Genomic DNA, 20,261 nt, shown 5'->3' with positions numbered 1-20,261 from the left:
GCCGGGCGCCGCGCACCCGGCCCGATCGGCGGCTACCGGCGGCCGGTGGCGACGGTGAACTGCACCGTTTTCAGCGTCGGTGTCGACAGTTCGACATCGGCGGTGGCGACCGCCTTCGCCGTGCCGGGGGAGGCCGTCAGCTGGTAGCGGCCTGGCTGCAGGCCGCGGAAGCTGACCTGGCCGTCGGGGCCGGTGGACAGGTGCCGGTGGATGGTGTCGCCGCAGGCGTCGAAGCCGGTCAGGACCACCTTGCCGCCCGCGACCGGGGTGCGGGTGGATTCGTCGAGCAGGACGGCGTCGATCTGGCCGGTGGCCGCCGGGTCGGGCGAGCGTAGCGCTAGGTCGTTTTGTCGCGATTGCCCGGCTTCGCAGGTCGTGGCCTGCTCGACGGTGTCGGTGCTGCCGGGATGGGCTCCCGCGCTGGTCACCGCGCCCGCTGTGAGAGCAGCTGCGGCCAATCCGATCATCGAATACCGGGCAACGACGCTACGTGGCATTTCGCCGACTTCCTCCTGTTTCCTGGGTGACGCTGGGGCACACACGGATGTTCCTGAGGTATCGCTCGCGCGGCGAGCTTACTGGCGGGAATTCCGGGCCCGTCGGGGGAGTTCCATAGAGGCGGTTGTGGCCGTTCTGTGCGACCGTGGAGCTCTACGAAGGAGGACGCGTGACCGAAACCCGTAAGGCGATTCTGGCCGGTGGATGCTTCTGGGGCATGCAGGATCTGATCCGCCGTCAACCGGGCGTGCTGTCGACCAGGGTCGGCTACACCGGTGGCAGCAACGATCACCCCACCTACCGCAACCACCCCGGCCATGCCGAGGCCGTCGAGATCGAATACGACCCGGCGCGGACCGACTACCGGGCCCTGCTCGAGTTCCTGTTCCAGATCCACGACCCCACCACCAAGGACCGGCAGGGCAACGACATCGGCTCGAGCTACCGCTCGGCGATCTTCTACCTCGACGAGGACCAGCGCCGCACGGCGATCGACACCATCGCCGACGTCGACGCCTCGGGCCTGTGGCCGGGCAAGGTCGTCACCGAGGTGACCCCCGCGAGCACCTTCTGGGACGCCGAGCCCGAACATCAGGACTACCTGATCCGCTACCCCGACGGCTACACCTGTCACTTCCCCCGCCCCGGCTGGAAGCTGCCCAAGCGGGCGAACGCCGAGAAGTAGGGGCCCGGTGCCGGATCGGCCGCGGGTGATTCAGGCGTGGACGATGATCGGCGCCACGACCGTACTGCCGATCCTGCGGACGACGTCCGGGTCGGTGAGATCGAAGCGGCGCGGTGGGGTGAGATAGCTCAGCGTGAGGCGCAGCAGGGCGTCGGCCTTCATCTCGGGGTCGCCGCCCGGCACGCGCCCGGCCTCCTGCGCCTCGATGATCTGCGCGGTGACGAACCGATGGGCGATCTCTAGCACCGACGGCTCGCCCTGTGCGAGAACTGCCGCCATATCGGCGGCGTGGTGCGGTTCGGCGTCGGCCGCGATCACGGTCGTGCCGAACCGCATGCAGGCGGTGAAGGTTTCCACGATGCGGTCGGTGGGCTCGGCGACGGCGAGGAAGATGCGCCCGACCTCGGCGAGCAGCGCGTGGACGGCGGCGCGAATGGCGCGAGCGAAGAGGTCGTCCTTGTTGCCGTAGCGACGGAACAGGGTCGCGCGGCTCACGCCCGCCGCGGCCGCGATGTCGTCCATGGTCGCGGCCCGGGTGCCGCGCCGGGCGAGCACGCCGATCGCCGCGCTGAGGATCGGTAGCTCGGCGGCGTCGGGTTCGGTCCCGAGACCATCGAGCGCGCGCTCGAACAGTGCGGACAGCGGGGCTGCGGGCCGGGTCACGCCCCTATCCTTGCAGTGAGACTATTAAGTGCTGTAATAGTCTCAGGGGAGGAAAGGGGACGCGATGAGCGCGGAGATCACCCATCACCCGGCACCGCTCGGTCCGGATTCGGTCGCCTGGCAGGTGTTCGGCGACATGACCTTCCCGCTGGGCGCCGGGCATCGGTTGCTCATCGACGTCATGCATCCGATCGTCGCCGCGGGGGTGCGGCAATACTCGGTGTTCGAGTCCGATCCGTACGGCCGGGCCCAGCGCACGCTGGAGCTGATCATGGGCGTGGTGTACGGCGGGGAGCAGGCGCTCGCCACGGCGGCCCGGCTGCGGGAACTGCATCGCGGATTCACCGGCCGCGAGGCCGACGGCACGCGCTGGAGCGCCTTGCAGCCGGAGGCTTTCCACTGGGTGCACGCCAGCATCGTCCACGGTGTCTGGGTGCAGCAGCGGCTGCTCGGCCGGGGCTGGCGCCCGGGCGAGATCGAGCAGTTCTACCGGGAGATGTGCCAGGTCGGCAGCCTCTACGGGGTCCGCGACAAGGACATGCCCGCCGACTGGGCCGCGTTCGTCGACTGGTTCGACGCGATGATCGAGCAGCGCGCCGAACGCAACGACATCACCGACCGGGTGCTGGCGCTGATCGCGGCGCCCACCCCGCCGCCGATCCCGGTGCTGTCCACGGCGCCGGTGTGGAACCGCACCGGGCGCCCACTGATCGGGAAGGTCAACGCGCTGGTCACCGCCGGGCTGCTGGACCCGAAGATCCGCGGAATGCTCGGCATCGAGTGGACACCGGCGCGGCAGCGCGCCTTCGACCGCCTGGCCGCTCTCTCGCGGGCGGTCCTGCCTCGGCTGCCGCGGCGGGCCCGGATGGTGCCGCCTGCCTATACCGCGATCCGGCGGGCGCGCGGGTGAATCTCACCGGACGACCCGTCGACGTCCACGCACCCGACGGCACTCGGCTGCACACTCGCGTCTTCGGTGCCTCCGACGCGCCACCGATCGTGCTCGTGCACGGCGTGCTGTGCCGAATCGAATTCTGGCAGCATCAGATCGAGGAACTGGCCGAGCACTTCCGGGTGATCGCCTTCGATCTGCGCGGGCACGGTGCCAGCGCGGCCCCCCGCGTGCGGCACTATCGCCTCGACGATCTGGCCGGTGATCTCGATGCCGTCCTGGACGCCACGCTGAACGACGGGGAAACCGCGGTGCTGGCCGGTCATTCCCTGGGCGGGATCGCGATTCTGGCCTGGGCGCGACGATTCCCCGCGCACGTCGCCGCACGCGCGGGTGCCGTGGCGCTGATCAACACCACCCCGGGCGATGTCCTGCGGCACGTCGACTTCCTGCCGTTCCCGGCGCGCTACGAGCCGATCCGGTGGTGGCTGGCTCGCCTCGGAGCGCGGATGACCCGGATGCCGACACCGCGGCGGATCCCGTTCCGGCACCGGCTGGTGGCCCGGCTCGCGGTCGGGCCTGGCGCACCGGCGGCAATCGCCCACACGGTCGCCGATCTGGCGATGACGACCAGCGCGCGTGGTCGCCGTGGGTACGGGGTGATGCTGGTCGAACTGACCGAGACGATCGACGTCGCCGGGCTGTCCGTCCCGGCTCTGGTGATCGCCTCGACCCACGATCGGATCACTCCGCCGGGCCGATCCGTCGACATGGCAGGCGCGCTGCCGCACCTGGTCGACCTGGTCGAACTCGCCGGTGGTCATTCGCTTCCGCTCGAGCAGCCCGCCTATATCAACACCGCGCTGGCGGCGCTGCGCCGCGCCACCGACAGTCTGACCGAATCACCCGCTCTGCCGGTTTCGGTGGAGGAAAACCGCATGTAGAGCGGGTCGTGTGAAATGATCGGCCATGTCGGCGTGACCGTGGCGCCGGATCGGAAGACTCATATCGGCGGTTTCGGCCGTCGCACAAGGTGAGGGGATGCGATTCGGATGACGTATGGACAGCAGCAACCCGGGTATCCACCGGCGGGGCCGAAACTCGGTGTCGGCGACGCCATCGGTTACGGGTGGGACAAATTCAAGAACAACGCGGTCGTGTGGATCGCGATCGTGCTGATCGCGTTCGTCATCCAGGTGGCGATCAACTTCCTGTTCGGCCTGGGGAACACGACCGATACCGACGCCGACGGTGGCATCAGCATCGGTTTCGGAATCTGGCAGTTCATCGGGACCATCGTCAGCGCCATCATCGGCTATTTGATCTCGGCCGCGTTCGTCCGCGGCGCGCTGCACGAAACCGACGGGCGGAAACCGGGATTCGGTGATTTCTTCCAGTTCACCAATGTCGGCGCGGTCATCCTGGCCGGCATTCTGGTCGGTCTGGCGACCGGTATCGGTTTCGTACTGTGCATTCTGCCGGGTCTGGTGGTCGCGTTCTTCACCTGGTGGACGATGCAGTTCGTGATCGATCGGAACCAGGACGCGGTGACGGCGATCAAATCGAGTTTCTCGGCGATATCCAGTAATGCCGGACCGCTGCTGCTGCTGACGCTGGCGCTGTTCGGTATCAATATCGTCGGCGCGCTGCTGTGCGGCCTCGGTCTGCTGGTGACGATCCCGCTGACGATCATCGCGTCGACCTACGCGTACCGGGTGGTGACCGGCGGTCCGGTCGTCGGCGGGGCTGCGGCCGTCGCCGATCCCGGTTACCCGCAGCAGTACGGTGGGCCCGCAGGGGGATTCGGTCAGCCGGGTCAGCCCGGCTACCCCGAACAGCCCGGCTACCCCGGTCAGCCCGGTTACCCGGGTCAGCCCGGTTACGGTGGCCCTGCGCAGGGTGGTCAGCCCGGTTACGGTGGCCCGGCCCAAGGTGGTCAGCCCGGCTATGGCGGTCCGGCCCAGGGTGGTCAGCCTGGCTACGGTGGCCCTGCGCAGGGTGGTCAGCCCGGCTATGGCGGTCCGGCCGAAGGTGGTCAGCCGGGCTACGGCACCGGCCCGGGCTACGGCACTCCGGGTGGCCCCGAAGGCGGTCCCGACCTGGGCAAGCCGGGCGAGGGCCCCAGCAGTCCCGATATCGACCGCTGACCCCGAACACGAAGGGGGCGTGCGATGCGACCGCATCGCGCGCCCCCTTTTTTCGTATCTACTCGCAGCCGATGCCGTCGCCGTCACGGTCGAGGCCGTACTCATCGGGTCCGATCACCTGCACGCGCCCGGTGTAGACCGGCCCGTTCCCGCTGCCGCCTTCGCAGTCGACATCGCTGACGATCGGTAGGCACGGGGAGTAGGACTTGTGGCAGTTGCCCGACGGCTGGGCGGTGGCCACGGCCGGCGTGACGATCGCGAACGCGAAGGCCGCGACGGCGGCCGATCCCAGGGTGACGGCGAATTTCATGGTGCTCCGTTCAGTTGTCCAGCGCCGCACAGTTTTCCACCTGCGGGCGATTTGCCGGAAATCTGCGGATCGGTACCTGCGGGTAATCTCGGGGTCTCAGGCGTGCGGGAGGCTGTATGTGGGGGAAGTGGCGGGCGTGGTCGTGGTGGCGGCGCGGCGCGGTGCTCGCGCTGGTGCTACTGCTCGTGGTGTCGTTGCCGGTCGCGGGCGTGGTGACGGCGTTGCTGGCGCACAACATCGGCGAGCAGTCCGAGCAGGCACGGACCAGGGGCAAGGACGCGTTCTGGCTCGGCCACGCGTGGGTGGACGGGCGCAGGACCGACGCCGACGTCGATCAGCTGGTGAAGTTGCTGGCGGGTACCGGGATCCGGGACCTGTACGTGCACACCGGCCCGCTCGAGCACGACGGGAGCCTGCGCGACGAGCTGGCGCCCAGGGCGCGCTGGTTCGTCGACGCCGTGCACGCGAAGCTACCGGGGATCCGGGTGCAGTCCTGGCTCGGTGACATCGTGCGGCCCGAATTCGACGGGCTGGACGTGGAATCGGCGCCGTCGCGCGAGCGCGTGGTCGCCTCGGCGCGACAGGTGCTGGACTACGGCTTCGACGGCATCCACTACGACCTGGAGCCGATCCGGTCCGGCTCACCAGGTTTCCTCGCGCTACTCGACGCGACCAGGGCGGTGACCGCCGCCGCGCGGGTGCCGCTGTCGGTGTCGGCCCCCGTCATCGATCCGCTGCCGGGCCTGCACGCGGTGGGTATCGCGCTCGTCGACCACGGGAAGTGGTGGAGCCAAGCCTATTTCGCCGAGGTCGCGCGCCGCGTCGATCAGGTGGCGGTGATGTCCTACGACACCGCGATGCCCACGCAGGCGCTCTACAGCGGATACCTCGCCCAGCAGACCGAACTGGCCGCGGAGGTCACTCCGTCCGAGGTCGACCTGCTCATGGGCGCGCCCGCGTTCTGGGCCGACGATCCCGGCCACGACGGATCCTCGGAGACGGTCGCCGCCGCGATCCGCGGCATCCGCCTGGGCCTCACCCGAACCGACGTCGGCCGCCCCAACTTCGGCGTGGCCCTGTACGTGGATTTCGCCGCCAGACCCCAGGATTGGATCGACTACCGCCAGGGCTGGTGCCGTTCGCCCGAGTGACCGTGACGCTGGCCGGTCCGGCGCTCCCGGCTCATGTCCTGCCGGTGTCACGGAAAGTAGCTGGCCCGCGACTATCCGGAGGTCGCGGCCAATTCGCCGTCGCCTGCCGGGGACAGCCACTCCCGCAGCTCGTCGATGTAGTCGGCGGGCAGCTGTGCTTCGACCGCGCCTTCGATCAGCACCTTGACGTAGTCATGGTCGGGCGCGGACTGTCTGCCGTCCGGATACGAGATGTACGCCCAGCAGTACTCGGTTCCGTGTTCGGCGGTATGCACGGGAACGGCGATGCGGACATAGGCGTCCGGGTCCTCGATGGCGTCCATGGCGCGGAGGTCTTGATCCGACATCTCCCAGACCAGTCCGAGTACTCGACTGCCGGGATTCGGCGACGGCTCGATGCTGGCGACCGCGCCCGGCCGATAAGAGCCCTTTCGATTGAACGACAGACAGAATCGCTGGAGGGTGCCGGTACCTCGGAGCCCCGCGCCGGGGCATCGACGCTGCATCTGCGCCGCCGACATGTTGGAGCCGTATGCGAAATAGAGCACCATCTAGACCTCCCCGATCGATGCGTTGAGCTGGTCAGCGGAGGTGACCAGCTTGACGGTTCCGAATCGCTTCATGGACATCACATTCGACCTGAGCGCTTGGGCGAGGTCCTTGCGTCCATGGATGAAGATTGCCGTATCCGCGATGCGCACACTGGAGTCTTCCAGATCGCGGTCGGTCGAGAGTGACATCTCCACCACGTTGTTTCGCCGCGCGGCGTCGATGACGCAGACGCTGGCCAAATCACGCATGTCCTCGACATGGTTCACGAGGTAGAGGTGAAAGTGGGCCGGATACTGAGTCAGTAGCTCACGCAGGCGATCACACCAGCGTGGGTGAACGTGGTTGAAGGTCTGGAATCGGATCACGTGAATGCCGCGCGCGAGTGCGTCTCTGGTCGCCGAGTGATAACTGTCGGCAAGTCGTTGGCCTTCCGATCCCCGGTAGGTGAACCCTTCGCCGGTGACCACGATTTCCTCGGCGGCCCGGTTGATCTGTTCGATGAAGTAGTCGTAGAACGCTGTATTGAACTGCCCGTCTTTCGGTTCGAAGACGCGGATCTTGCGGAGCCCGCCCATCTGTCGAAACCGGATGAACTGTGTCACCAGTACCGAGGTGATCAAGCCGGCGGCGATTCCGAGGAGAAGCTCGGTCAGCATGGTGTGATCCCGTCCAAGAGCAACGTGGTCCGATAACCATGTATAGCGGAGGCGGCGTTGACCGGCAACGGTAATGCCATTGTGTGAGTAGCGATTTGATCAAGCCGACGTGGTGGCCAGCCACGGATGATCGGGGTGTACACGCGTCAGCCACGCGGACAGGCGGGCGCGGCGTTCCTCGGAGAGCAGGGGGAGGGCGCGGCGGAAGTCGGCGTCGTCCTTGGGGCGGTTGGCTTTTGCCTTGAACAGCAGGACTACTTCGGGGATGAGGTAGGGGATGCCGGTGGGGGTGGTGTGGATCAGGTCGGGGTAGGGGAGGGTGATCGTCGGGTCGCGGCGGCAGATCCAGGTGTCGCCGTCGTGGGGTTCGCGGAAGACGTCGAGGTGGAACGCGCCGGTGTAGGGGTCGCGGAGCCAGGTCTGGTGCAGGTCCTCGCGGTGGGCGGCGCGGGCGTAGGGCCAGAGGTGGCCGTCGCCGACGATGTCCCACTCGTATTCGGGGAAGGCGGCGGCGATCTCGGGGAAATCCGCTCGGGGGACGGTGATCTCGATGTCCTCGTGGGCGCGGGAGATCCCGCCCGCGAACAGGTCGACGGCCCAGCCGCCGGCGACGGCCCAGGGCACGGGGCAGGACGCGAGACGGGCGGCGACGACGCTCGGGGTCCACGGGTCCCAGCGGCGGGTGGCTTCGGTGTCGGTGATCGGACGGGCGCCGTCCGGTGAGCTCATCGACCCATCATGTCCACAGGTGCGGGTACCCGCGCAAGGCTGTTGTGGCCGATGGTGATCGAGGTGAGACGGGTTCGTGAGGAAATCAGCGGCGGCGGTCGGTGAGCCAGGCCAGCGGGCGCCGATGGTGCGGCCGCGCCCGGTTCTCCCAGCGCGGGTTGTCCTCGTCGCGCCGGTAGACCGGGATGCGGCCCGCCACGGTGAAGCGCAGATCGCGTGCGGTGCCGACGACTTCACCGTCGGCGGCTACCGGGACGGGGAAGTGCAGGGCGATCGACAGCTCGTGCATCTGCCGTTCGCCGTAGACCCGGCTGTGTCCGATCGCGGCCAGCATCAGCGCGATGACGGCCCTGGTGCGGGAGAAGCGGACGTCGGCACGCAGCCAGCGGACGTCGAGCAGGCCCTCGTCGAGCCGGGAGCGGAAGGCGGGGACGGCGCCGTGCGGGTGATACGGACCGTTGCCGACGAACAGGAACCACAGATCGTGCCAGCGGTCGTCGATCCGGATGCGGGTCGGCTCGGCCCGGCGCAGCATGACGATCAGCGCCGCCGCGAACGCGGGCCACTTGCCCCAGCGGTCCTCCCACTTCTCGCGCAGGCGGACCAGGTCGGGGTAGGCGCCGACGCTGGCCGTGTTGATCAGGTAGTGGGTGCGCGGACCGTCGGCGGTCTCGAATTCCACTGCGGCGATATCGACTTCGACCGCTTCACCCGCGCCGGTCGCGTCTACGACCTCGCGGAGGTCGTAGACGCCGAGGTCGCGGGCGAAGTGATTGAGCGTGCCCGCCGGGACGACGACGAGCGGCAGCTTGTTGCGCAGGGCGACGGCCGCCGCGGCGGCGATGGTGCCGTCACCGCCCGCCGCGCCCACGGCGACGATCGACGAGTCGATGGCTTCCTGGAGCAGCTCGACGGCGTCGCGGCCGGGCTCGGTGTGCAGCAGGGTGGCCGCGGGCAGTGCCTCGGCGATATCGGCGGTGGGGTCGTAGGTGGAGTCGCCGGAGCGCGGATTGATCAGCAGCAGCAGACCTTTGCCGTCGACCAGCACGGGCACGTCGCGCACCACGTGCGCCTCGGCTTCGTCGGATTCGCGGATCGGCCACCAGCGGCGGGTGGCCAGCGCGACGCCGGTGCCGACGGCGGCCCCGACGAGCACGTCGGACGGCCAGTGCGCGCCGGTGTGGACACGCGAGTAGGCGACGGCCGCGGCCACGGGCGCGACGGCCAGCGCGGTCCGCGGGCTCTCCAGGGCGACCGCGGTGGCGAAGGCCGCCGCGTTGGCGCTGTGCCCCGACGGGAACGACGACGACACCGGCGCGTCGATCAGGCGCCTGCCGTGCGGCATGAGCTCGGCCGGTGGCCTGCGGCGCGGGATCAGCGACTTCAGCACCAGATTCACCACGAAGCTCGACCCGGCCAGCGCGATCACCCCGCGCATGGCGGCCCGCCGGGGCTGGCCGGGCTTCAGCGCCAGCACGGCCGCCGTGGCCAGCCACAGGCCGCCGGTATCGGCCGACTTGGTCAGCCGCAGCATGCCGCGGTCCACCGGGGACTCCGGGATCCTGGACACCGTCTGGCTCAGCGTCCGGTCCATCCGGGAGACTCTGCGGAACCTGCGGCCGGGCATCTCACTCACGGCCACGACCTTACCGCCGTTGCCCGGCATCGGCTTTCGCCGAAGCCGGAGCCGACCGCCGCGATCGCGACGCCGGGACCGGCGCGGATGCCGGTGCTCGCGCCCGCGCGCGGAGGTTCGCGCGGTCCAGGCCGGGACCGATAAGCTCTCGCCCATGACCGACAACGCGCTGCTCGAGGGCCCCATCCACGCTGTTCACGTCGAGCTCGGAGCGACCTTCGCGCCGTTCGGCGGGTGGGAGATGCCCGTGCAGTACGGCGGCACCGTCGGCGAGCACACCGCCGTGCGCACCACGGTCGGGCTGTTCGATGTCAGCCACCTCGGCAAGGCGACGGTCGCCGGCCCGGGCGCGGCGGCGTTCGTGAACTCGGCGCTGACCAACGACCTGGCCCGGATCCGCCCCGGCAAGGCCCAGTACACGCTGTGCTGCGCGGCCGACGGCGGCGTGATCGACGATCTGATCGCCTACTACGTCAGCGACGACGAGGTGTTCCTCGTGCCCAACGCCGCGAACACCGCCGCCGTCGTCGCCGAACTGCGGAAGGTGGCGCCCGAGGGCGTCACCGTGACCGACGAACACCGCGACTACGCGGTCTTCGCCGTGCAGGGCCCCAAGTCGACGGAGGTGCTCGCCGCGCTCGGCCTGCCCACCGACATGGAGTACATGGCCTACGCCGACGCCGACTGGGACGGCCGCCCGGTGCGGGTCTGCCGGACCGGCTACACGGGCGAGCACGGCTACGAACTGCTGCCCCGCTGGGCCGACGCCGAGGCCGTGTTCCGTGCCCTCACCGCGCAGGTCGTCGCGGCGGGCGGACAGCCGGCCGGACTGGGCGCGCGCGACACCCTGCGCACCGAGATGGGCTACCCGCTGCACGGCCACGAACTGTCCCTCGACATCACCCCGAACCAGGCCCGCACCGGCTGGGCGGTCGGCTGGAAGAAGCCGGAGTTCTGGGGCAAGGCGGCGCTGGAGCAGGAGAAAGCCGACGGCCCGCGCCGCACGCTGATGGGTCTGAAGGCGCTCGATCGCGGCGTGCTGCGGCAGGGCCAGACCGTGCTGCGCGACGGCGAGCCGGTCGGGGAGACCACCTCGGGGACGTTCTCGCCGTCGCTGAAGGTCGGCATCGCGCTGGCCTTGCTCGACACCACCGCGAAGCTGGAGCCCGGCGACGAGGTGGAGGTCGACGTGCGCGGGCGCAGGCTGCGCTGCGAGGTGGTCAAGCCGCCGTTCGTCGACACCAAAACCAAGTAATTCCGCGCAATGGATAGGATCGCATCATGACAGTCGCTGCACAGTTCACTCGTATTCCGCATCCGGCGCCCGTTTCGGCGCGGCAGCGGGAAGAGGTACTGGCGGCCCCCGGTTTCGGGCGGTTCTTCACCGATCACATGGTGTCGATCGACTACGCCGACGGCGCGTGGGGCAACGCGCGCGTCGAGCCCTACGGCCCGCTCTCGATGGACCCGGCGACCATGGTGTTCCACTACGGGCAGGCGATCTTCGAAGGACTCAAGGCCTACCGGCAGCCCGACGGCAGCATCGCCACCTTCCGGATCGACGCCAACGCGGCGCGCTTCCGCCGCTCGGCCGCCCGGATGGCGATGGCCGAACTGCCGGAGGAGCTGTTCGTCGAGTCCGTGCGTCAGCTGCTCGACGTGGACGCCGACTGGGTGCCCGCCGCCGGCGGCGAGGACTCGCTGTACCTGCGTCCGTTCATGTTCTCCACCGAGGCGGGGCTGGGCGTCAAGCCCGCGGCGGCCTACAAATACCTGCTGCTGGCCTCGCCGGCGGGCGCGTACTTCCCGCGCGGGGTGAAGCCGGTGCGGGTGTGGCTGTCCACCGAGTACGTGCGCGCGGCTCCCGGCGGCACCGGCGAGGCGAAGGTGGCGGGCAACTACGCCGCCTCGCTGCTGGCCCAGGCGCAGGCCACCGAGAAGGGCTGCGACCAGGTCGTGTGGCTCGACGCCTGCGAGCGCCGCTACGTCGAGGAGATGGGCACCAACAACCTGTTCTTCGTCTACGGCACCGGCTCCGAGGCCCGGCTGGTGACCCCGGAACTGTCCGGCTCGCTGCTGCCCGGCATCACCCGCGACTCGCTGCTCACCCTGGCCGCCGACTCCGGCTACCCGGTCGAGGAGCGCAAGGTCTCGGTCGAGGAATGGCGCAAGGGCGCCGAATCCGGCGAGATCAGCGAGGTCTTCGCGTGCGGAACCGCCGCGGTGATCACCCCGGTCGGCTGGGTGCGCTCGGCCGACGGCGAGTTCAGCATCGGTGGCGGTGAGCCCGGCGAGGTGACCATGGCGCTGCGCGACACGCTGACCGGCATCCAGCGCGGCACCTTCGCCGACACCCACGGGTGGATGCGCACGGTCTAGGCACACTCGACAAAAAGAGCGGGTCCCCCCCAGGGGACCCGCTCCTTTTCTTCTACCGGTCAGCCCGGCATCAGGGCCTGCCACTGCTGGAGGGTCTGCGGGCGCAGCACGTAGTTGTTGTCGCGGATCGAGGACAGCTCGGCGCTGGGCTCCTCGGAGTACCAGTGGCCGGGGTAGACGACCGGGTTGCCGTCGAGGGCGGCCAGGTGGCGCAGGCTGCGGAACATCTCGTCGGAGTCGCCGCCGGGGAAGTCGGTGCGGCCGCAGCCGTCGACGAACAGGGTGTCGCCGGAGATCAGGCGGCCGTCGAACAGGAAGCACTGGCTGCCCGGGGTGTGGCCGGGGGTGTGCAGTAATTCGATCTCGAGCGCGCCGACCTTCACCTTGTCGCCGTTGTCGTGGCCGGTCAGCTCGCTCGGGGCGATCCCGGTGGTCTGGGCGACCCAGTCCAGTTCGTGCTTGTTCACATGCACCGCGACGCTGGTCTTCTCCAGCAGCTCACGCACGCCGCCGAGGGTGAAGCCGAGCATGGTGCCGCCGACATGGTCGGGGTGATGGTGGGTGGCGAGGACGCCGGTGACGGTCATGCCGTCGGCGGTCGCGACGTCGACCAGGTCCGACGCCTGGTAGGCGGGGTCGATCACGACGGTCTCGCCGGTCTCCCGGTCGCCGATCAGATACGCGAAATTGCGCATCTGCGTGGCGATCGGATCGCCGACGGCGTAATCCCGGCCGGACAGCAGCTGGCGGAAGTAGAGGCGCTCGGAAGACATGTCAACACTGTATTGCCACCGGTGTGCTGGGGGAGCACCCGAGTACCGATGAGCGGACGGTCTGTGCGACCACACAACGGCCGCCGCCCCGAGGTTGTGACCAATGTAGGTTTCACATCCTCGGGCACTGGACTAACCCACGAGCGAGAACCCAACGGCCGCAAGTGAAACAGTGATCTCGACGACAGCGCCGAGCACATCGCCGGACAGCCCGCCGAAGCGGCGGACGCAATGCCGGGTGAGCGGGACCGTCAGCGCGAGCACCGCGACGGCCACCAGCGGGCCGAGCCAGAGATTGGCTGGGACCGCGAACACCGACGCCGCGACGGCCAGGATCGGCCAGCTCAGCACCGGCGCGAGCGGCTGGGTGCCCGCCACCAGCGTCCCGAAGCCGGAGTCGGGTGCCGCCCCGATGCCGCGACGGCAGGCGAGCACGACCGCGACCCGGCCGAGGGCGACGGCGAGGACGATCGCGAACCACCGGTGCTCGTCGGCCAGGGCGGCGAAGGCGACGGCCTGGATCGCGATGGCGAAGATCAGCGCCGCCACCCCGAACGGTCCCGCGCCGCCGGACTTCATGATCTGCCGGGCGCGCTCGGGTGGGCCATAGCTGCCCAGACCGTCGACGGTGTCGGCCAAACCGTCCAGATGCATGCCCCGCGTCAGCAGGGCCAGCAGCCCGACCGTGAGCAGACCGGCCAGCAGAGTGGTCAGTCCGGCCGCCACCGACAGGCGCGTCGCCGCGGCGGCCAGCCCGCCGAGCAGCAGGCCGACCAGCGGGGCGAGCGCGATGGCGTGCCCCGCCGCGCGACGGTCGACGGTGTCCGGCCCGGTGACCGGAAGGACAGTGAGCCAGGAGACGGCCAGGCGCACGCTGTTCACGATGTGCCGAGCGGCCGAAGCGAACGGGTGGCCGCCGGGAGTCCGGATCGGCCATCGCCCGGCGCGCCGGTGCGCGTCGCGGGCCGATCCCCGGCGCGATGGCTCGACCTGGCGCGCTCGGGGAACGACCGGCTCGGCAGGGACGCCGTCGACGCCGGGTTCACTTGCTCAGGTCGACGGAGTCCGGCTCGTCGGCGGTGCTGACGCCCGCGTCGGCGAAGGTCGACATCTCCGCGAGGGTGGCGACGGCGGCGCGCAGGATCGGCAGCGCGGTGAGCGCCCCCGAACCCTCGCCAAGGCGCATGTCCAGATCCACCAGCGGTTCCAGGCGCAGGTGCTTCAGCGCCAGATCGTGGGCGGGTTCGGTGGAGCGGTGCCCGGGCAGCCACCATTCCTTGGCGCCCGCGGCGAGGTCCTCGGCGACCAGGGCGGCGGCGGTGACGACGACACCGTCGAGCACGACCGGCGTCCGGCGGTTCGCGGCCTGGGCCAGGAACCCGGCCATGGCGGCGAAGTCGGCGCCCGCGGCGACCCGCAGCAGATCGACCGGATCGGTGGCGACGGGCCGGGCCCGGCGCATGCCGTCGCGGATGGCGGCGACCTTGCGGATCCAGCCCGCGTCGTCGACGCCGGTGCCACGGCCGACGGCGGCGACCGGCTCGGTACCGGTCAGGGTGGCGATCAGGACGGTGGCCGGGGTGGTGTTGCCGATGCCCATGTCGCCGGCGATCAGCAGGTCGGCGCCCGCGTCGATCTCCTCGTCGGCGATCGCGCGGCCCGCGGCCAGCGCGGCGGCGACCTCGTCGTCGGTGAGCGCGTCTTCGCGGTCGATCGCGCCGCTGCCGCGGCGCACCTTGTGCTTTGACACCGACGGATCGGTGTCACCGGCGACGGCGATGTCGGCCACCCGGACCGTGGCCCCCGCGACGGCGGCGAGCGCGTTGACGGCCGCCCCGCCCGCCAGGAAGTTCGCCACCATCTGCCCGGTGACCTCGCTCGGATACGCCGAGACGCCGTGCTGGGCGACGCCGTGATCCCCGGCGAACACCACGACCCTGGCCCGCTCGAACTGCCGGGGCGGGCACACGCCCTGGCAGGCCGCGATCCAGTTGCCGAGGGTCTCGAGCCGTCCCAGCGATCCGGCCGGTTTCGTGAGCTGCGTCTGACGCTGCTCGGCCGCCGCGCGGACCTGCGCGTCCGGGGCCGCGACCGGTCCGAATCCGTGTGTCACTTGCAAGCCTTTCGACAGGGGTGCCGGGTGTTCGACGCTCATCTTGCCCGGATCACGGTGTGTCGCGCCGACCGACCCGGCTCATTTCAGCCGGACCGGCAGCCCGGCCACGATCAGGAACGCCTCGTCACACACCCGCGCCAGGTGCTGGTTGAGCGTGCCGATCTCGTCGCGGAACAGCCGGCCGGAGCGGGTCGCCGGGATGACACCCATCCCGACCTCGGGCGACACGATCACCAGCCGCTGCCGGTAGGACGCCACGGCCGCGACGAGCGCGTCGCAATCGGGGGCGACGGTGCCGCGCGGGGCGTCCCAGGCGGCGCGGGCGTCGAGGCGGGCGGTGAGCCAGGTGCCGATGTCGTCGAGCAGCGTCGCGGGCGCGGTGGTGGCGAGAACCGTTGCGGGCTCGGTGTTCTCGACGGTCGTCCAGTGCGCGGGCCGCCGGTCGCGGTGCCCGGCGATCCGGGCGGCGAAGTCCGAGTCGGCCGGATCGAGCACGGCCGTGGCCAGGTAGCGCACCGTGTCCGCGTCGGCCAGCAGGTTCTCGGCGAAGGCGGACTTCCCGGAGCGGGCGCCGCCGAGGACGAGGGTGCGGACGGGCGCGGCGCTGGCTGACATGCCAGCACGGTAGCAATCAGTGGGCGCCGAGCGCGTCGAGGATCAGCGGGCGGGCGGTGGTGATCGACTGCTGCCAGTACGGCCAGGTGTGAGTGCCGGCGCCGAAGTCGACCCGCGCGGGGACGCCGAGCGCGGTAGCGCGTTCGCGGAAGACGCTGGCCGCGATCAGCGCGAATGCCTCGATACCCGCCGCGTTGATCGTGTTGCCGACGCCGTTGGACACGTCCAGCGGGCCCGGGACGCCGTTGCCCGCGGTCACGTAGATCGGCAGCCCGCGCAGCCGCTCGACCTGGACGGTGGCGTCGTTGCGGCTCCACGCGGGATCGCCCGCGGCGCCCCACATGTCGTCGATGTTGAACCCGCCCTCGTCGAGCATGGCGGCGCGCATGGCCTGGTTCCACATCGGATAGGTCGGGTTGAGGAAGCCGGAGAACGCTCCGGCGAAGCGGAACTGGTCGCGATGATGCGCGGCCAGGGTCAGCGCGGCATTGCCGCCCATGGAGACCCCGACGATCCCGTTGTTCGTGCGCGAGACGCCGTAGCCGGCCAGGAAATCGGGGAGCTCGCGGGTGAGGAAGGTTTCCCACTTGTAGGTCGTGGCTTGCCGATTGGTGCTGCTCGGGCGGTACCAATCGGTGTAGAAGCTGGAGTGCCCGCCGACCGGGAACACCAATGTCACGTCGTCACCGGCGAATCGGCGTAGCACATCGGTGTCGGTGGTCCACTGGCTGTGATCGGCGGGCGCGCGCAGTCCGTCGAGCAGATACAGCGCCGAACTGCCGCCCCGCGCGGCCCACTGCACCTGCACCCGGACCGGTCCCATGCTCGACGGCACCGCCAGCTCTTCGAAACCCCCTGCGGGAGCGCGCAGCACGGGTGCGGTGCGCGGTCCGGCGGCGGCCGTGGCCGTGCCGATCGACGACAGGACCACGGCCGCGGTGACGACCGCCAGCGCTCTTCTCAACACCGACCAAGCTGACCAGCCGCACGATCCCGGGGTCAAGCCGATTCCGCAGGTCGACGACTGCGCGGTGCCCGGGACTGTGCGGCCTCACAGCCGCCGGATCAGCCGGTCCGGCGGGCCGAGTGATACGGGCGGCAGCCGGTGATGGTCCGGCCGTCGTCGCTGAATTCGAGGAATACCCGCCAGAGTTGGCGAACCCGATGATCGGCCCACAGCCCCCGGGTCGGGGTGATGCGGTAGAACACCTGCTGGCCTTCGTCGGGGAGTTTGACGTTGTCGTAGAGGGACAGGTCGGCCAGCCACGGGAACTGCTCGAAGCTCAGGGTGACCGCCCGCTGGATCTCGGCGGGATCGGTGACCAGGGTCGCCCGGCCCTGGATCTGCACCGAGCGGATCTCGTTGCGCCCGGCGAACCCGCCGGGCGGCAGATGGCTCACCACGTAGCCGACATTCGGATTGTGCTGCATCTGCGCGTGTTTGCGATTGAACTGGAAGGTGTGCATGTAGGCGATGAGGCCGTCGGCGGCGATGTGCATGGCGGACGTCGACGGCGCGCCGTCGGCGTCGACGGTGGCCAGCGCGGCGAGTTCCTCCGTGCGGAGCAGGTCGGTGATCGCGTCCTGCACGGCGGCGATATCGGGTTCGTCGCGGCTCACGGCGCACCGATCCCGAGATCGGCCAGCACGGCCAGGGCGGCGGCCCTGGCCCCGCCGGTGACGCCCTGGCCGGGATGGGTGGACGGCCCGACGAGGTAGAACCCCTCGGCGGGCAGCCGGTAGCCCATGTTCGGCAGCGGCCGGAAGCCCATGAACTGGAACAGCTGGCAGCCGAAGTGGCCGGGATCGCCGTCCACCCACGCCTCGTTGTAGCGGGCCATGTCGAGCGGGCTGTGCACCACCCGGGCCAGGACCTGGTCGGGGCCGATATTGGTGGTCATGGCCGCGAAGGTGGCGAAGACCTCGTCGAAGATCTCCTCCTTGCGGCTGTCCCACTCGCCCTCGGCCAGCTCCATCGGGGCGTAGCCGAGCAGGTAGAGCGTGTGATGGGGAGCGGGCGCCCTGGTCGGGTCCCAGCGGGTGGCGGCCGAGATCGTCGGGATGGTGTGCACCGGCTCGCCGTATTTGAGCTGGTCGAAGGTGCGCAGCAGGTCGGGCAGGTCCAGCGCGACCTCCTGGAAGCCGGCGTCGGTGACCTCGGGCCCGGCGCGGAACTCGGGCGCCTCGCTCAGCACGAGGTGACCGGCGACGAGGCGGAAGCTCGCCGGCTTGATCCGGTCGACCTTGCGTTCCCACTCGGCGCCGAAGCGGTGCTCGACCAGCGCGGGCAGCTGCTTGATGTTGAGGTCGGCCAGCACGGCGCGGCGCGCGGTGTACTCGCTGCCGTCGGCGCAGCGCACCCCGGTGACGCGGTCACCGTCGAAGTGGAACCGCTCGACCTTCGCACCGGTCCTGATACTGCCGCCGTACTCGCGCAGCGCCGCGGCCAGCGCGTCGGACAGCGACTGCGAGCCGCCGACCGCGAAGCCCATCCCGTAGCGGTGGATGAACGGCACCATCAGCAGCAGGAACGCGCCGGTGCCGCCCTCGTCCGGCGCGATCAGCAGCTCCGAGACCCATCGGCACAGCGCCGCTTTGACTTTCGGGTGCTCGAACCATTCGTGGCAGACGTCGAGGTAGCTCATCATCAGCACCCGCATCGTCTCCTGCCCGATCTCGGACTGCTCCAGCTGCGCGAACAGCGCGCCCAGCGGTGCGGGCGGGACGAACATCGCGGGCAGCAGCTGGTCGAGCAGCGGGCTGGCGAATTCGTAGAACCGCACGTAGTTCTCGGCATCGGCGGGGGAGATCCGCGCGATCGTCTCGGCGGTCTTGTGCACGTCGTGGTGGAAGGCGATGTAGTCGCCGTCGGGGAACACCACCGACATGCTGGGGTCGGGGTAGACGTAGCTCAGGCCGTGCCGGGCCAGCAGGCCCAGCTCGTCGTCGCGGATCATCGGGTTGCCGTGGATGAAGATGTGCGCGGCGGCGTGCAGATCGTGCCGGTGTCCCGGCAGGGTCACCGCCTCGCTGACGACGCCGCCACCGATCTCCGGCTTCGCTTCCAGCACAACGACATCCAGACCGGCCTTGGCGAGGTAGGCGGCCGCGGTCAGGCCGTTGTGGCCTGCCCCGACCACGATCACATCGTGTTCAGGCATGCTGGGCCCCCAGTCCGAAGCCGCCGTCGATATCCCAGATCGAGCCGGTGACGAAACCGGCCCCGGCGGAGTCGAGCAGGGTGAGCACCGGCGCGGCCACCTCGTCGGCGGTCGCGATGCGCTTGATCACGTTCGTGGCGACGACACCTTCCTCGAGCCCGGGGATCGCCGCGGCGCCCGCCCGGAAGCCGGGCGTCTCGGTGATCCCGGCGCACACGCCGTTGACCCGGATACCCATCGGGCCCAGCTCACTGGCCCACGTCGGCACCAGATACTGCAAGGCCGCCTTGGTGGCGCCGTAGACGCCGGTGCCCGGCCCCGGCTTGCGGCCGATGGACGACGAGATCACCGCGATCGCGGCCCCGGACTGCTTGGCCAGCGCCGGTGCCGCCGCCGCGACCGTGGCGATGGTGCCCCGCAGGTTGACATCGATCACGCGGTTCACCTCGTCCATGGGCTGGGCGAACACCACGCCCGGAATCAGGATCCCGGCATTGCACACCAGCAGGTCCAGCCCGCCGAATTGCCGCTCGGCGTGGTCGACGGCCCGGTGCGCGGTCTCGGGGTCGGCGATGTCGCCGCTGATCCACGCCGCGGCGGGGCCGAGGGCGCCCGCGGCCTCGGCCAGCGCCTTCTCCCGGCGCCCGGTGAGCACCACCTGCGCGCCCTCGGCGACCAGTGCCGCCGCGATCGCGTAGCCGATGCCTTCGCTCGATCCGGTGATCAGAGCGGTCCTACTGTCGAATCGCATGGTTCTCCTGTGCTGAGCCGGTCCGGCGCCACTGCACGACGCGGCCGTTGTCGGGGGAGGTTCGGAGGGTGAGCAGGCCGTCGGCCAGCTCGGCGAGGCGGACTTGTTCCGCGCCGACCCAGTCGGCGCGCGAGCTGACCAGGATGTGGTGGCGCAGCACGCCGTCGTCGATGCGCCACCGGCCCGCGTAGCCCATGTAGCCCGGCTCGCCCGGACCGGTGCGCATCATGGCGACCGAGAGATGGCCGCACGCGGTGTAGGTCAGGAAGCCGGCGGGTTCGGGGCCGAGCGGGCCCGCGATCGGCGCGCCGCCCGCGTCGGTGTCGTGGAAGGACGCCAGCCGCCAGGTGCCGATCAGGTCGGCGGAGCTGGGCACGGTCTACCGCCAGCCGCGGGGGTCGCGAAATCTGCTGTAGGGCAGCTCGGCGGGCCGCGCCGGGAGCGGGTCGTCCGGCTCGTCACCGGCCAGGAAGGCGACGGCGACGGCCGCGATCACGTCTTCGCTCAACTCGAACCCGGCCTCGGCCGGCGCTGCGTACTCGGACAT

General features: G+C 70.2%; 24 protein-coding genes. 7 read left to right on the top strand and 17 right to left on the bottom strand.

The window, feature by feature from the left end:
• Positions 1-32: 32 nt before the first annotated feature.
• On the bottom strand, positions 33-458 hold the full coding sequence (locus AB0L91_RS32800) for a hypothetical protein (RefSeq protein ID WP_365016534.1): 426 nt from the start codon (positions 456-458) through the stop codon (positions 33-35).
• A gap of 209 nt (positions 459-667) precedes the next feature.
• Between AB0L91_RS32800 and msrA the strand changes: the two genes are divergently transcribed.
• Entirely contained in the window at positions 668-1,183 is a 516-nt protein-coding gene (msrA, locus tag AB0L91_RS32795; RefSeq protein ID WP_365016532.1) for a peptide-methionine (S)-S-oxide reductase MsrA, read from the top strand.
• Between the two features lie 30 nt (positions 1,184-1,213).
• Here the strand turns inward: msrA and AB0L91_RS32790 are convergent, their stop codons facing one another.
• Complete coding sequence (locus AB0L91_RS32790; protein WP_365016530.1) at positions 1,214-1,846, bottom strand: helix-turn-helix domain-containing protein; 633 nt, start codon at positions 1,844-1,846, stop codon at positions 1,214-1,216.
• Between the two features lie 64 nt (positions 1,847-1,910).
• Here AB0L91_RS32790 and AB0L91_RS32785 point away from each other — a divergent pair, with 64 nt between their 5' ends.
• From AB0L91_RS32785 to AB0L91_RS32775, 3 genes are all read left to right on the top strand, one after another.
• Positions 1,911-2,756, top strand: coding sequence for an oxygenase MpaB family protein (locus tag AB0L91_RS32785; protein ID WP_365016528.1), 846 nt, complete (start codon positions 1,911-1,913; stop codon positions 2,754-2,756).
• Positions 2,753-3,682: an alpha/beta hydrolase gene (locus AB0L91_RS32780; RefSeq protein WP_365016526.1), complete on the top strand. Its 930-nt coding sequence runs from the start codon at positions 2,753-2,755 to the stop codon at positions 3,680-3,682. The genes AB0L91_RS32785 and AB0L91_RS32780 overlap by 4 nt, the downstream gene beginning before the upstream one ends.
• Positions 3,683-3,790: 108 nt before the next feature.
• Positions 3,791-4,885, top strand: coding sequence for a hypothetical protein (locus AB0L91_RS32775; protein WP_365016525.1), 1,095 nt, complete (start codon positions 3,791-3,793; stop codon positions 4,883-4,885).
• Between the two features lie 58 nt (positions 4,886-4,943).
• Here the strand turns inward: AB0L91_RS32775 and AB0L91_RS32770 are convergent, their stop codons facing one another.
• Positions 4,944-5,195 (bottom strand): hypothetical protein, encoded by a 252-nt coding sequence (locus tag AB0L91_RS32770; RefSeq protein ID WP_355279975.1) that lies wholly within the window; start codon positions 5,193-5,195, stop codon positions 4,944-4,946.
• A gap of 116 nt (positions 5,196-5,311) precedes the next feature.
• Between AB0L91_RS32770 and AB0L91_RS32765 the strand changes: the two genes are divergently transcribed.
• On the top strand, positions 5,312-6,346 hold the full coding sequence (locus AB0L91_RS32765; RefSeq protein WP_365016523.1) for a hypothetical protein: 1,035 nt from the start codon (positions 5,312-5,314) through the stop codon (positions 6,344-6,346).
• Positions 6,347-6,417: 71 nt separating this feature from the next.
• Here AB0L91_RS32765 and AB0L91_RS32760 read toward each other — a convergent pair whose 3' ends face one another.
• The 4 genes from AB0L91_RS32760 to AB0L91_RS32745 all read right to left on the bottom strand — a co-directional run bounded on the left by AB0L91_RS32760 (position 6,418) and on the right by AB0L91_RS32745 (position 9,910).
• Positions 6,418-6,897: a gamma-glutamylcyclotransferase family protein gene (locus tag AB0L91_RS32760; protein ID WP_365016522.1), complete on the bottom strand. Its 480-nt coding sequence runs from the start codon at positions 6,895-6,897 to the stop codon at positions 6,418-6,420.
• Positions 6,898-7,554, bottom strand: a complete 657-nt coding sequence (locus tag AB0L91_RS32755; RefSeq protein ID WP_365016520.1) for a hypothetical protein — start codon at positions 7,552-7,554, stop codon at positions 6,898-6,900.
• Between the two features lie 99 nt (positions 7,555-7,653).
• Positions 7,654-8,283, bottom strand: coding sequence for a hypothetical protein (locus AB0L91_RS32750; RefSeq protein ID WP_365016519.1), 630 nt, complete (start codon positions 8,281-8,283; stop codon positions 7,654-7,656).
• 85 nt (positions 8,284-8,368) lie between these two features.
• Positions 8,369-9,910, bottom strand: a complete 1,542-nt coding sequence (locus AB0L91_RS32745) for a phosphatase PAP2 family protein (RefSeq protein WP_365016689.1) — start codon at positions 9,908-9,910, stop codon at positions 8,369-8,371.
• Positions 9,911-10,073: 163 nt separating this feature from the next.
• Here AB0L91_RS32745 and gcvT point away from each other — a divergent pair, with 163 nt between their 5' ends.
• Positions 10,074-11,174, top strand: a complete 1,101-nt coding sequence (gene gcvT / locus AB0L91_RS32740; RefSeq protein WP_365016517.1) for a glycine cleavage system aminomethyltransferase GcvT — start codon at positions 10,074-10,076, stop codon at positions 11,172-11,174.
• A gap of 26 nt (positions 11,175-11,200) precedes the next feature.
• Positions 11,201-12,298, top strand: a complete 1,098-nt coding sequence (locus tag AB0L91_RS32735) for a branched-chain amino acid aminotransferase (protein ID WP_365016515.1) — start codon at positions 11,201-11,203, stop codon at positions 12,296-12,298.
• A 59-nt stretch (positions 12,299-12,357) separates the two neighbouring features.
• Here the strand turns inward: AB0L91_RS32735 and AB0L91_RS32730 are convergent, their stop codons facing one another.
• From AB0L91_RS32730 to AB0L91_RS32685, 10 genes are all read right to left on the bottom strand, one after another.
• A complete protein-coding gene (locus AB0L91_RS32730; protein ID WP_355279993.1) occupies positions 12,358-13,071 on the bottom strand; it encodes an MBL fold metallo-hydrolase in 714 nt (237 codons plus the stop codon).
• 132 nt (positions 13,072-13,203) lie between these two features.
• Positions 13,204-13,953, bottom strand: coding sequence for an adenosylcobinamide-GDP ribazoletransferase (locus AB0L91_RS32725; protein WP_365016513.1), 750 nt, complete (start codon positions 13,951-13,953; stop codon positions 13,204-13,206).
• Between the two features lie 160 nt (positions 13,954-14,113).
• On the bottom strand, positions 14,114-15,226 hold the full coding sequence (gene cobT, locus AB0L91_RS32720) for a nicotinate-nucleotide--dimethylbenzimidazole phosphoribosyltransferase (protein ID WP_365016512.1): 1,113 nt from the start codon (positions 15,224-15,226) through the stop codon (positions 14,114-14,116).
• A 39-nt stretch (positions 15,227-15,265) separates the two neighbouring features.
• The gene (locus AB0L91_RS32715; RefSeq protein ID WP_365016511.1) at positions 15,266-15,802 is read right to left on the bottom strand and encodes a bifunctional adenosylcobinamide kinase/adenosylcobinamide-phosphate guanylyltransferase; all 537 of its coding nucleotides are present in this window, start codon (positions 15,800-15,802) and stop codon (positions 15,266-15,268) included.
• A 16-nt stretch (positions 15,803-15,818) separates the two neighbouring features.
• Complete coding sequence (locus AB0L91_RS32710; RefSeq protein WP_365016510.1) at positions 15,819-16,766, bottom strand: alpha/beta hydrolase family protein; 948 nt, start codon at positions 16,764-16,766, stop codon at positions 15,819-15,821.
• Between the two features lie 101 nt (positions 16,767-16,867).
• A complete protein-coding gene (locus AB0L91_RS32705) occupies positions 16,868-17,422 on the bottom strand; it encodes a pyridoxamine 5'-phosphate oxidase family protein (protein WP_365016509.1) in 555 nt (184 codons plus the stop codon).
• Positions 17,419-18,963, bottom strand: coding sequence for an NAD(P)/FAD-dependent oxidoreductase (locus AB0L91_RS32700; protein WP_365016507.1), 1,545 nt, complete (start codon positions 18,961-18,963; stop codon positions 17,419-17,421). The genes AB0L91_RS32705 and AB0L91_RS32700 overlap by 4 nt, the downstream gene beginning before the upstream one ends.
• On the bottom strand, positions 18,956-19,714 hold the full coding sequence (locus AB0L91_RS32695; protein ID WP_365016505.1) for an SDR family oxidoreductase: 759 nt from the start codon (positions 19,712-19,714) through the stop codon (positions 18,956-18,958). The genes AB0L91_RS32700 and AB0L91_RS32695 overlap by 8 nt, the downstream gene beginning before the upstream one ends.
• Entirely contained in the window at positions 19,698-20,090 is a 393-nt protein-coding gene (locus tag AB0L91_RS32690) for a lipocalin-like domain-containing protein (protein ID WP_357349312.1), read from the bottom strand. Before AB0L91_RS32690 ends, AB0L91_RS32695 begins: the two co-directional genes overlap by 17 nt.
• A 3-nt stretch (positions 20,091-20,093) precedes the next feature.
• Complete coding sequence (locus AB0L91_RS32685) at positions 20,094-20,261, bottom strand: hypothetical protein (protein ID WP_365016503.1); 168 nt, start codon at positions 20,259-20,261, stop codon at positions 20,094-20,096.

Origin of the sequence: Nocardia sp. NPDC051833 (genome assembly GCF_040681225.1) — a bacterium.
Taxonomy (GTDB): domain Bacteria; phylum Actinomycetota; class Actinomycetes; order Mycobacteriales; family Mycobacteriaceae; genus Nocardia.
The sequence above is the reverse complement of the archived record's forward strand: the minus strand, read 5'-3'. Positions and strand labels throughout refer to the sequence as shown.